The organism is Agromyces sp. LHK192 (assembly GCF_004006235.1).
In the GTDB taxonomy this organism is placed as follows: Bacteria; Actinomycetota; Actinomycetes; order Actinomycetales; family Microbacteriaceae; genus Agromyces.
In genome coordinates this window covers 2,100,713-2,115,945 of the sequence record NZ_CP034753.1, presented here as the reverse complement: position 1 = coordinate 2,115,945, position 15,233 = coordinate 2,100,713, and the positions used below count along the sequence as shown (strand labels likewise).

Sequence of the window (15,233 nt, the reverse complement as noted above, 5' to 3'; positions counted from 1 at the left end):
GCTGCTCCTGAGACTCTCCGGCGTCACGCGGATCACCGGAAGGCGAGTCTCGCCGAATGGGACATTATGCCCACGCGCGACGCAGGGCAGGCGGGCGACCCGACGTGTCGGGCCGCCCGCCTGCCGTGCGAGGGGGATCGGGTCGCTACTTGCGCACGTCCACCGTCGCGGTCGAGCTCAACCGCTTCTGCACGCCCTCGTGGAGCACGTCGACCTCGAAGGTCAGCGCGGCCTGCCCGGTCGGCACGTTGTGATCCAGGGCGGCCCGGTCGAACTGGACGACGAGCCAGGTGCGCTTCGTCAGCCGGTTCAGCCACTTCCCGGTCGTGTGCACGCTCGTCGCCTCGACGGGATTCGAGGACAGCGGAGTGAGCAGTTGCGCCCTCCCGTCGTACTCGTACCCCTTCGGCAGGTCGAACGTCACGGTCACCTTCTGGTTCAGCTTGCCCAGCAGCCCGCCATGGTCGCGAACGTCGATGCGGTTCAGCGGGAACTTCAGAGCCCCGGGCACGTCCTGCGGCGTCAGGACCACTTCGATCTTGCCCGTCGGCCGCGGATCGGTGCAGTCGTTGAAGAAGTACTCGCCGGCGCGGTCGAAGGTGTGCTGGTAGCTCTCGCCCGGTTGCAGCCTCGCGTTGAACTCGCCCTCGAAGAACTGCGTCGCGCAGTGCTCCAACTGGTTGGGGAAGTTCGGGAAGGTCTCGGCGCCCGGGTTGAGGAACGTGACGGTCGTGCCGACGGGGACCCGGAGGTGCGTGGGCTGCATCGCGGCCTGGGCCGTGGCATCCCTCGCCGCCGCGGTGTCGGCGGTGCGACTGGACCGCGCGAGCAGCACGGTATTGCCCACCGTCTCGCCCGCGACGGCTGCGCCGCTCACCGGACGCCGGATCGAAAGCGGCGCCGGGTCCGGCCCCTCCGGGCTGCCGGACTCGGTGGTGTAGTCCCCGCCGAGCTTGAAGGCCCACAGCGAATCGCCCTGGGTCACCGAACCGCCGTAGGGGTTCGTCGAACCCGCCGCGAACACCGCGAGGTACTGCTCGCCGTCGATCTCGTACGTGACCGGCGCGGAGGCGATACCCGATCCGGTCTGGAACTCCCACAGCACGTCGCCGTCGGACGAGTCCATCGCCATCAGCCGGCCGTCGATCTGTCCGGCGAAGAGCAGGTCGGATGCGGTCGTCAGCGGACCCTGGCCGTGCGACATGTCCGTCCCGAGGTGGTTCCGCCACTTCACCTGACCGGTCGACGCGTCGTAGGCCAGGATGCCGCCCGTCTGGTACTGCCCGATCGCGCGCTGCCCGTTGGCCGCGGCGCCGTTCCAGTGCGCGACCGGGTTGGTGCCGTAGGGGAAGTACACGAGGTTCGTCAGGTGGCTGTACGAATGGTTCGACCAGTCTCCACCGCCGTTCTGGCTCGTCGTGGAGAGGATCGGCAGGTCCCACTGCGGGTCGTACATGCATCCCTCGCGGTGACCCGACGAGCCCTCCGGGTAGGTCAGGAACGGCTCGTCTGCCGCGACGTAACTGTCCGGGTTGAACACGAGGTTGCCCTCGGCGTCGGGCTGGTAGCCGTTGTAGTTCGGCACCGCGCGCCAGGGATCGCCCGGGATATTCTCGGTCCCCAGCTGCTCCCACACCAGGCATTCGGGGAGGAGGCGCTCGGCCGGGAACGGCTGGGTCGCCGAGTGGCTCTGGCGCGAGTCGGTGATCATCGGCTTCTCGACGACCGGCAGTACCGGCTCCCCGTTCGTGCGGTCGAGCACGAACTGATGTCCGGACTTGCTGCCGTAGAAGACCACCTTGCGCTCCTGGCCGTCGACCACGATGTCGGCGAGCGTGGGCGGATGCACGTTGTCCATGTCCCACACGTCGTGGTGGATCGACTGGTAGTGCCACCGGTACTCGCCCGTCGCCGCGTCGACCGCGACCATCGTGCTCGAGAAGAGGTTGTCACCGGGTCGGAGGGACCCGTCCTGCGAGCTGGTGCAGCTGCGGGCGTTGCCGAAGGTCATGTAGTACAGCCCGAGCTCGGGGTCGACCGCGCCCTGCATCCACGAGGTCGCACCGCCCTCCTCCGAGCAGTCGGTCCCGTCGGGGAGGACCGGTCCCCAGGTCTCCGAGGCGTCGAAGGTCACGCCGTCGAGGCCCGTGAACTTTTCGCCGCGCTTCGGACCGCCGAAGAAGTGCCACAGGTACGAACCGTCGGTCGCGTCAAGGGCGACGACGGCGCCGCGATCGCCGTCGGCGGCGTGCGCGTACACGATGCCGTCGGAGTACACGGTCGCGACCTTCCCGACTCGCCCGAGGTCCTCGCCGGCGGGACCGGTGGGCTGTGCCGACCAGACCTCGGCGCCGGTGGCCTGGTCGAGCGCGACGACGCTGTTGCCGCCGGCGAGGGTGAAGATCTTGCCGTCGCCCGCCGAGACGCCGCGGCGGGTCCCGGACAGTCCGAGCGTCCCGCCCTCCCACTTCCAGCCGGCCGCACCCGTCCTGCCGTCGACGGCGATGACGCCGCCGCTCGGGGTGTCCAGGTAGATGATGCCGTCGACGACGATGGGCGTCGTCTGCTGGCCGACGTCGTCGGTCGCCGGTGCGACCGCCGACACGTGCGTCCGCCACACGGGTCCGAGCCGGTCGACGTTGCGCTTGGTGATCTGCGTGAGGCCCGAGTAGTGCTGGTTGCCGAGGTTGCCGCCCACGGTCGGCATGTCCGCGCCGGTCGGCTCGAGCCCGGTCAGGCCTTCCGGCGGCACGGGTTCGGCCGGTGCCATTCCGTACGCCGGTGACGCCGCGAGGGCGAACACGACGAGTGCCCCCAGTCCCGCCGACGCCAGCCTGCTCTTCGTTCGTTTCCGCATGTTCCGACTCCTCGATCGTCGTTGATCCCGATGCCGTTCGAGGTCGGACGCTAGACCCCCCGTGCGGGGGTGGCAACGCCTCGACCCACCGAGTGGTACACCGGCGAAACGCCTCGCCGGGAGGCGATCCGTCGTCCGCTTTCTGCCCAGTGGGACACGCGTTGTCGCCGCGCGCGGCGCGTGCCTAGCATGCCGACGTCGGCGCACCGCCGGCGGACGGAGTTGTCATGGCCGCTGCTGCACCCAAGTCCCTGTCGCCCGAACAGGAGCACGAACTCGACGAGGTGTTCGCCCGGGCGCGCGCCGCCCTCGCGATCATCGAGACCTACGACCAGGAGCGGGTCGACCGGCTGATCCGGGCGATCGCGTGGGCGGTTGCGAACCGGTCCTCGTTCGAACGTCTCGTCGCCATGGGCATCGAGGAGTCGGGTCTCGGCGACTTCGACAGCCGGATGAACAAGCGCATGAAGATCCGCGGCGTCCTGCGTGACGCGCTCCGCAGCCCGTCGGTGGGAGTCATCGAGGAGGATCTCGAGCGGGGACTCGTCAAGTACGGCAAGCCCGTCGGCGTGATCGGCTGCGTGGTGCCGACGACGAACCCCGACCTCACCCCGGCCGGCAATGCGATCTACGCGGTCAAGGCCCGCGATGTCGTCGTGTTCTCGCCGCACCCGCGGTCGAAGGACACGACCCTGGAGACCGTCCGCCTCATGCGCGAGGCGCTGGAGGCGGAGGGCGCACCGGCGGACATCCTGCAGTGCATCACGTTGCCGAGCCTCGCGGCGTCGCAGGAGATCATGCGCCGTGCCGACCTGGTGATCGCGACCGGGGGACAGGGCCTGGTGCGCGCGGCCTACAGTTCGGGAACGCCGGCATACGGCGTGGGTGCCGGCAACGCGACGGAGTTCGTCGACGACACCGCCGACCTGCGGGAGACGGCGCGCAACTGCATGCTGTCGAAGACGTCGGACTTCGGTTCGGGATGCTCGGCCGACGGCAACGTGCTGGTGCCGTCGACCCGGTACCGCGACATGATCGACGCGCTGGTGGCCGAAGGGGGCCACCTCGCGACATCCGACGAACGCGACGCGCTGCGGTCCGTGATGTGGGACGACGAGGGGCACCGCCTGCCCGACACCGTCGCGGTGTCGCCGCAGGCGCTCGCGCGAGCGGCCGGGTTCGAGATCCCCGACGATCGCCGGTTCATCCTGGTCGAGGGCGACGGCATCGCCGAGGACCGCCAGTTCTGCAAGGAGAAGCTGACCACGCTCATGGCGGTCCATGCCTACGACGGCAGCTTCGAAGACGGCGTCGAGGTCGCCAAGCGGCTCTACGACATCGGCGGCAAGGGCCACTCGTGCGGCATCGCGTCGACCGATGACGCGCACATCGACTACTTCGCGCGCCACATGCCGGTGTCGCGCATCATGGTCCGCCAGCCGAACTCGAAGGCGAACGCCGGCGCGTTCACCAACGGCATGCCGATGACCTCGTCGATGGGCTGCGGCACCTGGGGCGGCAACATCACCTCGGAGAACGTGTCGCTTCGCCACTACCTCAACACGACCTGGGTCTCGCGGACCATCCCCGAAGACCGCCCGACCGACCAGGAGCTGTTCGGCGAGTTCTACGACGCCGCCCTCGAACAGGTCGCGCCGACCGGGGCCGCATCGACCGGGGCCGCGACGTCGTGACCACCGAGCAGGAAGCCCTCCCCGGTCCGGATGCCGCGGGCGACGACGCGGCGATCGTCGAGGAGGCCCGGCGGTGGTGGCGGACCGACATCATCGACGTGCGGCCGGGTGAGATCGCGCTGCGCGGGTATCCCATCGAGCAGCTCATCGGCAACGCGGGATTCGTCGACACGATCTGGCTGATGGTGCGCGGCGAGCTGCCCGCCCCGGCCGAGGCCGCGTTGTTCGAGGCCGCCCTGGTGGCATCCGTCGACCACGGCCCGCAGGCCCCGTCGATCGCGATCGCCCGGATGGCGACCACGTGCGGCGTGCCGGTCAACGGCGCGATGGCCTCGGCGATCAACGTGCTCGACGACATCCACGGCGGCCCCGGCCAGCAGTGCATGGAGCTCTACCTCGAGATCGACCGCGAGGTCGACGAACCCGGCGACCTCGAGGATGCGGTGCGGACCGTGCTCGCCCGGCACCGGGCAGCCGGCGTGAGGTACATCCCGGGGTTCGGGCACCGGTGGCATCCGCTCGACCCGCGGACCCCCCGGCTGCTGTCGCTCGTGGACGACGCGGTCGCCGACGGTGTCGTCGAAGGCCGCTTCGCCCGGATCGGGCGGGCCGTCGAGGACGAGATCGCCCGCGGCAGGCCGAAGCGGATCCCGATGAACGTCGACGGCGTCACGGCCGTCATCTACTGCGAACTGGGCCTGACGCCCGAGCTCGGGCGCGGAGTGTTCATCCTCGCGCGCTCGGTCGGCATCCTCGCCCACACGGTGGAGCAGATGGCACAGGGCGGCCGGATCAAGGGGCCGATGCCGAAGTCCATCGGATACACGTACACGGGGCCGGCCCGCAGATCGGTCCCTGGCGCACGCGACGAACGAAGGAGCAGTTCATGAAGGACCTCGTGTCGAACCAGATCGTCCGGTATCTGGAGTCACGGGACGTCGAGCACGTCTTCGGACTGTGCGGGCACACCAACATCGCACTGCTCGCCGCGCTCGAGCAGAGCGAGCAGATCGCGTTCGTGAACGTGCGGCACGAGCAGATCGCGGCCCACGCGGCCGACGGCTACGCCCGGGCGGGCCGGCGCACCGGCGTCGTGCTCACGCACCTCGGCCCGGGGCTCACGAACGCGACCACGGGCGTGGCGAACGCGGCACTCGACTCCATCCCGATGGTCGTCATCGCGGGCGACATCCCGAGCCACTATTTCGGCAAGCACCCGCACCAGGAGGTCAACCTCCACTCGGATGCCTCCCAGTACGAGATCTACCGGCCGTTCGTGAAGCGCGCGTGGCGGGTCGACCAGCCGCACCTCGTCGCGGAGGTGCTCGACAAGGCGTTCACGCTCGCCGAGAGCGGCCGACCCGGGCCGGTGCTCGTCGACGTGCCGATGGACGTCTTCTCGGCCGAGGTCGACGTCGCACCGTTCGACCGGGTGATCTCGAACACGCGGTCGCTGGCCAAGCCCGGCCTCGACGAGGCGGTCGCCGAGCGGATCGTGCGGAACCTCCTCGACGCCGAACGGCCCGTGCTCTACGTCGGCGGCGGCATCGTCGGCGCGGACGCCGCAGCCGAGCTCGCGGAGTTCGCCGGCCTGCTGTCGCTGCCCGTCGCGCACAGCCTCATGGGCAAGGGCGCACTGCCCGACGACAGCCCGCTCGTGCTCGGCATGACGGGCTTCTGGGGCACTGCGCTCACCAACCGGACGACCCGGACCGCCGACTGGATCCTCGCGCTCGGAACCCGCTTCGCGGAGGCGGACTCGAGCTCCTGGTACCCGGAGTACACCTTCGACATCCCGAAGACCAGGCTCATGCAGGTCGACATCGATCCCGCCGAGCTCGGCCGCAACTATCCGCTCGAGATCGGTGCGATCGCCGACCTCAAGGCCGCGCTGACCGCGCTCCTGCGCGTCGCCCGTCGGCTGGCACCGGATGGGGTCCGACGTGACGGTCTCGTGGCGGAGATCGCCGAAGACCGATCAGCCCGGAAGCGTGGGAACGCCGACGCCCAAGCCTCGGACGCGTGGCCGATGCGGCCGGAGCGGATCCTCGCCGAGACGCGCGAGGTCCTCCCGGCGGACGCCATCATCACGACCGACGTCGGCTGGAACAAGAACGGCGTCGGGCAGCAGTTCGACATCCTCACTCCGGGCACGTTCCTGACCCCCGGCGGCTTCGCGACCATGGGGTTCGGGGGGCCTGCGGCGGTCGGCGCCAAGATGGCGCACCCCGACCGCGTCGTCGTCTCGCTGGTCGGCGACGGGGGATTCGGACAGAACCCCGCCGTGCTCTCGACGGCGCGGGAAGAGCAGGTCGCCGCCGTGTGGGTGGTCATGAACAACAACGCGTTCGGCACCATCGCGGGCCTCGAGAAGGCCGCGTTCGACACGACGTACGGCACGGTCTTCGGCACCGACACGGATCCGATGTACACCGACTTCGCGGCGATCGCCGAGGCGTACGGCGTGACGGGCATCAGGGTCGAGTCCGCCGCCGAGTTCAAGCCGGCACTCGAACGCGCGATCGCCCTCGGCCGCCCGGTGGTGATCGACGTCTCGATGGTCAACGTGCCGACCCCGACCACCGGCCACTGGAACATCCTCGACATCTACAACCCGGGGGAGACCGTCGAGCACGTCGCCACCGAGTGAGCTCGCCGCTCGGTTCGGCGCACAGGCATCCAGCTGCTGCGAATGGAGGGAGGGATCGACCATGGTCCGCGCATCCGGCATGTCCATCTCGACGGTCTGCCTCTCGGGCACGCTCGAGGACAAGGTCCGCGCGGCCGCGGCCGCCGGCTTCTCCGGCGTGGAGCTGCTCGAGTACGACCTCGTCATGTCGGCCTGGTCGCCGGGTCGCCTCGCCCAGGAGGCCGCCGACCTCGGTCTGTCGATCGACGTCTACCAGCCGTTCCACGTCGAGCCGGTGCCGCCGGAACGGCTCGCCGGGTTCCTCCGCCGCGCCGAGCGGAAGTTCGACGTGCTCGACGACCTGGGTGCGCGCGTGCTCGTCTGTTGCTCGTCGAGGAGCGACGACGGCGTCGACGACGACGACCTCGCGGCCGGACAGCTCCACGCGCTGGCCGAACGCGCCGGCGCACGAGGCATCCGGCTGGCGTTCGAAGCGGTGCCATGGGGGCGCGTGCGGACCCATGAGGAGGCATGGCGGCTGGTGTCGGGTGTCGACCACCCGGCGCTGGGCCTGTGCCTCGACAGCTTCCACGTGCTGTCGGCCTCGAACGACGTGGCCGCCGTCGAACGGATCGACGTCGGCAGGGTGTTCCACGTGCAGCTCGCCGACGCGCCGCGCCTGAACCTCGACGTCCGCGAGTGGAGCCTGCACTCGCGCGTGTTCCCCGGTCAGGGCGTGCTCGACGTGGCCGGGTTCCTCCGGCGCCTCGCCGCGGAGGGCTACGCCGGTCCCGTCGCGCTCGAGGTCTTCAACGACGTCTACCAGCAGGAGGACCCTCGGCACACGGCGACCGACGCGATGCGCGCCGTCCGCGCGCTCGCCGAGACCCTCGAGGCCGACGACGTCGACGGACCCCTCGGGGCGATCGCAGCCGCACTCCCGCCGGCCCCGCTGCTCAAGGGGTTCGCGTACGCCGAACTCGCGGTCGACCAGGTCTCGGCGCCGATCGTCGCCCGCACCCTCGACGCGCTCGGGTTCGCGAACAGCGGGCGGCAGGCGTCGCGATCCGTCGAGCTGTGGGAGCAGGGAACGGCGAGGATCCTGCTCAACCCCGACCCCGAGCGCTCGGTCGATCCGGCGAGCGCGTCGATCTGCTCGCTCGCCGTGGAGAGCAGCGATCCCGCGGGCTCGCTGCGTCGCGCCGAGGCCCTGATGGCGCCGGACGTCGTGCGGCGCCGCGTCGGCGACGTGCACGACGGCGGCGCTGTCGCCACGCCCGACGGCATCGCGCTGCACTTCCGCGCACCCGAACCGGCGCCGGACGACGGCGTCGCGCCGGAGTCCGTGCGCGCGTCCCTGGTCGACGCCATCGACCACGTCGCGATCACCGAGTCGATCGACGACTTCGACCAGTCCGCGCTGTTCCTCCGGACGGTGCTCGGGCTCGTTCCGGGCCCGTCCTCGGAGACCACCGCGCCGTTCGGGGTCATCCGGAGCTGGTCGGCGACCGACCCGGGCGGGCGCGTGCGCGTCGCGCTGAGTACGTCGCCGCTGCGCCGCGGCGACTGGGCTCCCGGCGTGTCGAGCCCGCAACTCGTGGCGTTCTCCACCCGGGATGCGATCGGCGCGGCGAGGGCGATGCGCGCGCGCGGAGCGCCGATCCTCCGCATGCCCGACAACTACTACGACGACCTCGATGCCCGACTCGACCTGCCGCCCGGGTTCATCGACGAGCTGCGCGAGCTGTCGATCCTGTACGACCGCGACGAGCGCGGGGAGTTCCTGCACTTCTTCACCGAGATGCTGGGCTCGCGCATCTTCTTCGAGGTCGTCCAGCGCATCGGCGACTACGCCGGGTTCGGCGATCCGCGGAGCGTCCCGCTGCGGATGACCGCGCATCGCCGACAGCGGATGCGCATGCTCGCGAGCGCACCGACGGAGGTGCCGGCCGCGGGGCGCCACGACTACTCGCTCGCGCACCTGACCGCGCTGAGCCTGACCCCGCCGGAACTCGTCGACGCCGCGGCCGCGGCGGGCTACCGGTACGTGGGCCTCCGGATGACCAAGGTCACCACGCAGGAGCCGCACTATCCGCTCGCCAACGACCCGCGGCTGATGCGGGCGACGAAGACCCATCTCGCCGCGACCGGCGTCGAGGTGCTCGACATCGAGCTGGCACGGGTGACGTCCGGCGACGATCCCCGGGACTTCCTGCGGTTCCTCGAGGCCGGAGCCGAGCTCGGTGCGAAGCACGTGATCACGCAGCTGCCCGATGCGGACTTCGCTCGGAAGTCGGACCGATTCGCCGAGCTGTGCGCGCTCGCGCGACCGCTGGGCCTGACGATGGACCTCGAGTTCCCGTCGTGGACCGAGACGCCGAACCTCACCGAGGCGACGCGGGTGCTGCGCGAAGCCGATCAGCCCAATGCGGGCCTGCTGATCGACGTGCTGCACTTCGCCAGGTCGCGCTCGAGCCTCGCCGACCTGCGCGCCCTTCCGCCGGAGTGGTTCCACTACGCCCACGTCTGCGATGCCCCCGGCGACATCCCCGCCTCGACGGCGGACCTCATCCACACCGCCCGCTTCGAACGCCTGTTCCCCGGCGAGGGGGAGCTGGACATGTTCGGCATCCTCGCGGCGCTTCCGGCTGGGCTTCCGTACGCATTGGAGATCCCGCGCGCGATGCTCGTGGCGCAGGTGGGCCCGAAGGAGCATGCGCGGCTCGCGATCGCCGCGGCGCGGGAGCATCTCGATGCGGTCGAGGGCGTGCGGTGATTCGAACGACGGAGGACCGACCATGCACACTCGAACGCTCGGGCAGGGACTCGAGGTGTCGGCCGTCGGACTCGGATGCCTGGGCATGTCGCAGAGCTTCGGCCCGAATCCCGGCTCCCGCGACGAGATGATCGCGGTGCTGCGATCGGCGCCGGACGCCGGTGTGACGTTCTTCGACACCGCGGAGGTCTACGGGCCGTACGTCAACGAGGAGCTCGTCGGCGAGGCCCTCGAACCCATCCGCGACGACGCGGTGATCGCGACGAAGTTCGGGTGGCGCATCGAAGGCGGCGCGAGCGTGGGCGTGGACAGTCGCCCCGAGCAGATCCGTCGGGTGGCGGATGCCTCGCTGCGGCGGCTCCGCACCGACGTGATCGACCTCCTGTACCAGCACCGGGTCGACCCGGCCGTGCCGATCGAGGATGTTGCCGGTACGGTCGGCGAGCTCGTCGCCGAGGCAAGGTGCGCCACTTCGGGCTGTCCGAGGCCTCGGCCGACACGATCCGACGGGCGCACGGCGTGTTCCCGGTCACCGCGCTGCAGAGCGAGTACTCGCTGTGGACGCGCGACCCGGAGGCCGAGGTGCTGCCGACGCTCGCCGAGCTCGGTATCGGCTTCGTCCCGTACAGCCCGCTCGGCAAGGGCTTCCTCACCGGCGCGGTCGAACGCAACGCCTCGTTCGGCGACGGGGACATCCGCTCGACGATCCCGAGGTTCGCCGAGAACAACCTCGCGGTGAACCACGCACTGGTCGATCAGGTCGCCGTCATGGCTGCGTCGAAGGGCGCCGCGCCGGGCCAGGTCGCGCTCGCCTGGCTGTTGGCGAAGCATCCGTCCATCGTGCCGATCCCGGGCACCCGGCGGACGCCGCGCATCGAGGAGAACGCCGCGGCGACCGCCGTCGCGCTGTCGGCCGATGAGATCGCCGACCTCGATGCGCTCGCCGACCGGGTCGGTGTGCGCGGGGAACGCTACGGCGAGCGCCACATGGGATACCTCGACCGTTGAGCGGCGGTGCGCGGGGGAGCACCGCACACCGGTCTCATGAGTACTATTGCAATTGCACTCATGGAGGTGGCCGTTGCCGAACGCGCGCGAGACGTACGAGACCGTCGACTATCACACGGGCGGGGAGCCGTTCCGGATCGTCCCCGACCCGCCGTTCGCGATTCCGGGCGACCGGGTCGCCGAACGCCGGGTCGCGGCGATGGGGTCGCCCGAGATCGAGCGCGTCCGACGGCTCCTGTGCTTCGAACCGCGCGGCCACGCCGACATGTACGGCGGGTTCATCGTCGCGCCCGACGACGACGGCGCGCACCTCGGGGTCCTGTTCTGGCACAAGGACGGCTTCTCCACCGCGTGCGGGCACGGCACCATCGCGCTCGGCACCTGGGCGGTGGAGACCGGTCTCGTGCCCGCCGACGCCTCGGGCGTCACGGACGTGCTCATCGACGTCCCGTCCGGCCGAGTCACCGCGCGGGTGCACACGGATGCCGACGGCGCCGTCGTCGCGGTGGACTTCCGCAACGTCGCGAGCTACCTGATCGCCGAGCGCGTGCCCGTGGCCACCTCGCGCGGCGAGGTGATCGTCGACCTCGCGTTCGGCGGCGCGATCTACGCCCAGCTGGATGCCGCGAGCGTCGGGCTCACGGTTTCCCCGGAGCATGCGGCGGAGATCATCGCGATCGGCCGCGAGGTGAAGTGGGCCCTGAACGACTCCGAGCTCGCGCGGCATCCGATCGACGATCGCCTGAGCGGCGTCTACGGAACCATCGTCTTCGAGGACCTGGGTGCGGATGCCTCGGGCGCGCTGCACCAGCGCAACGCCACGGTCTTCGCCGACGGCGAGCTGGACCGGTCGCCGTGCGGCTCCGGCACGTGCGCGCGCGTCGCCACGCTGAGCGCGACGGGCAGGCTCGCCGCCGGCGCGACGCTCGTGCACGACTCGATCGTCGGCTCGCGGTTCCTGGCCTCCACCGTCGGAACGACCGAGGTCGCGGGGCGACCGGCCGTGCTGCCGCAGGTCACGGGCACGGCGTTCGCGACCGGCACGCACCGGTTCACGGTCGATCCACGCGACACGCTCGTGCCGGGATTCGTGCTCCGATGACCATGTCCATCCCGTTCCTCGACGCCGCCGCGATGCGCTCGGCCCTTCCTCCTGCGGCCGCGGTCGCGGCGATCAGGGCAGTGCTGGCGGCGGGGTTCGCCCCGTCGAGCGACCGTCCGCGGTCGGCCGTGCCGCTCACCGACGGGGAGCTCCTCATCATGCCGTCCGAGGTCGGCGAGACCGCCGGCATCAAGGTGCTCACCGTGGCGCCATCCAATCCGCGACGGGGGATGCCTCGGATCCAAGGGCTCTACGTCCTGTTCGACCCGCAGACGCTCGCGCCGCGCCTGCTGCTCGACGGCGCCGCGCTGACCACGATCCGCACACCGGCGGTGTCGATCGCGGCCGTCGAGCCGATGCTCCGGCGCGGGCGTGAACCGTTGCGGGTGGTCGTGTACGGCGCGGGCCCGCAGGCGCGGGCGCACGTCGAGACGCTGAGGGCAGTGCTCGGGCCGTCGCGCACGATCGAGGATGTCACGTTCGTCACGCGCTCGCCCGCCGGCTCTGCGGCTGCGTACTCGGAGGCGGCGGACTCGGAGGCAGCGGGCTCGAAACCGGCGACCGAGGCGACCGCACGCGCCGGGCTCATCATCTGCGCGACCACGGCCCGAGAGCCGGTGTTCGATTCGCGGATCCTCCGCCCGGATGCGATCGTGATCGCCGTCGGCTCGCACGAAGCGGACGCCCGGGAGCTCGACTCGGCGCTGATGGCGCGCGCCACCGTCGTCGTCGAGGACGCGGCGACCGCGCGCCGCGAGTGCGGTGACGTCGTGCTCGCCGTGGCCGAGGGCGCGCTCGATCCGGAGCGCCTGGTCGCGATGGACGCGGTGATCCGCGGCGAGGCATCGATCGCGGCCGGGCGTCCGATCGTGTTCAAGAGCTCGGGGATGTCATGGGAGGACCTCGTGATCGCCGAGGCGATCGCCCGGGCCCGGGAGGTCGGACGATGACGATGCGCCCCGATGTCTTCGCGGCCCCCGGCGGCCGCGCGACATCCGCTCGGGACGGCGTCCGGCGCCAGGTGTCCGCGACGCTCCGGGCAGCGCTCATCGCGGGCGAGCTCGTCCCCGGCAAGGTCTACTCGGCACCGGAGCTCGCGCGTCGACTCGACGTCTCCGCGACGCCCGTGCGCGAGGCGATGCTGGACCTCGCGCGCGACAGGATGGTCGAGGTCGTTCCCAACACCGGATTCCGGGTGACCGAGGTCGGTCCCGCCGAACTCGATCGCATCACCGCGATCCGCCTCCTCCTCGAGGTCCCGGTGATGGGCGAGATCGCCGAGTCCAGCGCGGCCGGTCGCGACCGGCGGCTCGCCGAGCTCCGCCCGCTCGCCGATGCGATGGTCGCGGCGGCGGAAGCCGTCGACCTCATCGCCTACCTGGCGCTCGACACGGAGTTCCACACCTCGTTCCTCGCGATCGCGGGCAACGACGAACTGGTCGACCTCGTCCGCGGGCTCCGAGAGCGCAGCAGGCTCACGGGACTCCGAGCGGTCGCCGAGGCGGGAGGACTCGCGGCGATGACCCGCGAACACCACGCCCTGCTCGATGCCGCACTCGCCCACGACCGGCGGTCGATCGAGGAGCTGACCCGTCGACACCTCGGGCATGTCCGTTCCGAATGGGCCGCCGACCGGCCGTGATCACGCGAGGCTCGCCGGATCGATGCCGACGACGAGCAGGGTCTGATAGCCCGCGGCGACCGTGACGTAGATCGTGAGCACGGCGCCGAACGCGCGCTCGCGCCGCGACCCGGTGTCGCCGAGCAGCGGCAGGGCGAGGTGACCGCTGCGCAGCCAGACCCGGTTGAGCACCGGCACCTCGGCGACGAACCTGGGCGGGCGCACGACGATCGGCCACAGCGCGCCCGGCAGCCCACCGGTGGTGAGCGCGTCGCCCGCGAGGTGGACGGCGTAGCCGATGGTCACCGCGACCGGGAACCAGGCGATCTGCTCGGGCACCACGACCACCACCACGAGGGCGAGCGCCGCGCCGAGGAGCCAGGCCGACCACCATGTCCGGACGAAGTCCCTGGCCTTGAGTGCGAAGCACGCGAGGGCGGCGGTCGCGCAGCCGACGCCGATCGCCACCGGTCCGACGCCCTCGACCTCGACCGTCGCGAGCGTCAGGGCCCACGACAGGAGCGCGACGAGCGCGACCGCGAGCAGCGAGTGCGCACCCTGCCGGTGGCCGCCGGATGCCTCCCCGATGAGCCGCGTGATCAGCCTTCCCAGCACGGGCACCGAGTAGGCGATCGTGCCGCTGTGATGATCGGCGTCGGGCAGTAGCGCCGCGCCGGCGCAGACGACGGCGCCGACGAGCACGCCGATCGGGTCCAGTTCCCACGCGCCGCTCGTGAGGTACGGGACGGTTCCGGTGACGGCGATCCAGGCGGCACCGCCGGTGATCGCATGGTTGATGCCCATCACGGGCGGATGACTCGGATTCGGTGCACGGCCCCGATGCTAGCGACCACCGCGGACACGGGGTGTGCGATCGCGTCAGCCGTCGCGGCCGGACTCCGGCGCGCCGCGGGGCCTGCTTGACCACCCCCCGGACGCGGCACAGAATGGGTGGGTTCACGCACGGGGGAGCAGGAGGCTCATGTCAGACGCACAGGTTCGATCGACCACCACGAGCGAGGCGCCGACCGCGATCTTCGATGCGGCATCCCTCGACCAGTCGGGCGGGACCGACGGCGTCCAGGCCGCAGCGACCGAGCAGTCGGCCCCCGGCACGTCCGCCGAGCCGGCGGAGAAGGCGGTCTGGAGCCGCGACCTGCGATTCATGCTGGTCGTGCTCGCGGCGATCGCGGCCCTGTTCCTCGCGTTCGCCCTGCTCATCGCGTTCAGCCCGACCGGCGCCGCGATCAGCGCCCTCGCGGTCATCGCCGCACCCATCGCGACCATGGTCGCCGCGTACTACGGCATCAGCCTGGCGCTCCGCCAGGTGCGCGACGCGAATGACGCCGCCGAGGCCGCGGAGGCGAGGGCTCGCGCGGCCGAGGCCAGCGCGCGCGACTCCGACGCCTGGTCGGCGCAGATGGAATCGGGGCTGCGCGTCGCGGTGTCGAAGCTCAAGGGCGCCGGTCTCGAGACACGCGATGTGGAGCGCGCCGCCGGAACCCCTGACGAGTTCTTCTGAGCGCTGACCGACGACTGCGTCCTC

10 protein-coding genes and 1 pseudogene are annotated in these 15,233 nt (G+C 71.1%); 9 read left to right on the top strand and 2 right to left on the bottom strand.

Annotated elements, in window-relative coordinates; translation table 11 throughout:
* Nucleotides 1-145: 145 nt before the first annotated feature.
* Complete coding sequence (locus ELQ40_RS09480; protein WP_127793468.1) at nucleotides 146-2,857, bottom strand: PQQ-binding-like beta-propeller repeat protein; 2,712 nt, start codon at nucleotides 2,855-2,857, stop codon at nucleotides 146-148.
* A 227-nt stretch (nucleotides 2,858-3,084) separates the two neighbouring features.
* On the opposite strand from ELQ40_RS09480, the gene ELQ40_RS09475 reads away from it, so the two are divergent.
* The 8 genes and pseudogenes from ELQ40_RS09475 to ELQ40_RS09440 all read left to right on the top strand — a co-directional run bounded on the left by ELQ40_RS09475 (nucleotide 3,085) and on the right by ELQ40_RS09440 (nucleotide 13,708).
* A complete protein-coding gene (locus ELQ40_RS09475) occupies nucleotides 3,085-4,551 on the top strand; it encodes an aldehyde dehydrogenase family protein (RefSeq protein WP_127793467.1) in 1,467 nt (488 codons plus the stop codon).
* Nucleotides 4,548-5,441, top strand: a complete 894-nt coding sequence (locus ELQ40_RS09470) for a citryl-CoA lyase (RefSeq protein ID WP_240665721.1) — start codon at nucleotides 4,548-4,550, stop codon at nucleotides 5,439-5,441. The genes ELQ40_RS09475 and ELQ40_RS09470 overlap by 4 nt, the downstream gene beginning before the upstream one ends.
* Nucleotides 5,438-7,201, top strand: a complete 1,764-nt coding sequence (locus tag ELQ40_RS09465; protein WP_127793466.1) for a thiamine pyrophosphate-binding protein — start codon at nucleotides 5,438-5,440, stop codon at nucleotides 7,199-7,201. Before ELQ40_RS09470 ends, ELQ40_RS09465 begins: the two co-directional genes overlap by 4 nt.
* A gap of 61 nt (nucleotides 7,202-7,262) precedes the next feature.
* Nucleotides 7,263-9,956, top strand: coding sequence for a TIM barrel protein (locus ELQ40_RS09460; RefSeq protein ID WP_127793465.1), 2,694 nt, complete (start codon nucleotides 7,263-7,265; stop codon nucleotides 9,954-9,956).
* 22 nt (nucleotides 9,957-9,978) lie between these two features.
* Nucleotides 9,979-10,964 (top strand): annotated as a pseudogene (locus tag ELQ40_RS09455) (aldo/keto reductase).
* Nucleotides 10,965-11,037: 73 nt separating this feature from the next.
* Nucleotides 11,038-12,066, top strand: coding sequence for a proline racemase family protein (locus ELQ40_RS09450; protein WP_127793464.1), 1,029 nt, complete (start codon nucleotides 11,038-11,040; stop codon nucleotides 12,064-12,066).
* Nucleotides 12,063-13,016 carry an ornithine cyclodeaminase family protein gene (locus ELQ40_RS09445; RefSeq protein ID WP_127793463.1) on the top strand — a complete coding sequence of 318 codons (954 nt, stop codon included), beginning with the start codon at nucleotides 12,063-12,065 and terminating at the stop codon, nucleotides 13,014-13,016. Before ELQ40_RS09450 ends, ELQ40_RS09445 begins: the two co-directional genes overlap by 4 nt.
* Nucleotides 13,013-13,708, top strand: coding sequence for a GntR family transcriptional regulator (locus ELQ40_RS09440; protein WP_240665720.1), 696 nt, complete (start codon nucleotides 13,013-13,015; stop codon nucleotides 13,706-13,708). The genes ELQ40_RS09445 and ELQ40_RS09440 overlap by 4 nt, the downstream gene beginning before the upstream one ends.
* Here the strand turns inward: ELQ40_RS09440 and ELQ40_RS09435 are convergent, their stop codons facing one another.
* Nucleotides 13,709-14,491 carry a metal-dependent hydrolase gene (locus ELQ40_RS09435; protein ID WP_127793462.1) on the bottom strand — a complete coding sequence of 261 codons (783 nt, stop codon included), beginning with the start codon at nucleotides 14,489-14,491 and terminating at the stop codon, nucleotides 13,709-13,711.
* A gap of 178 nt (nucleotides 14,492-14,669) precedes the next feature.
* Here ELQ40_RS09435 and ELQ40_RS09430 point away from each other — a divergent pair, with 178 nt between their 5' ends.
* Nucleotides 14,670-15,209, top strand: a complete 540-nt coding sequence (locus ELQ40_RS09430; RefSeq protein WP_127793461.1) for a hypothetical protein — start codon at nucleotides 14,670-14,672, stop codon at nucleotides 15,207-15,209.
* The last annotated feature ends 24 nt before the right edge of the window (nucleotides 15,210-15,233 follow it).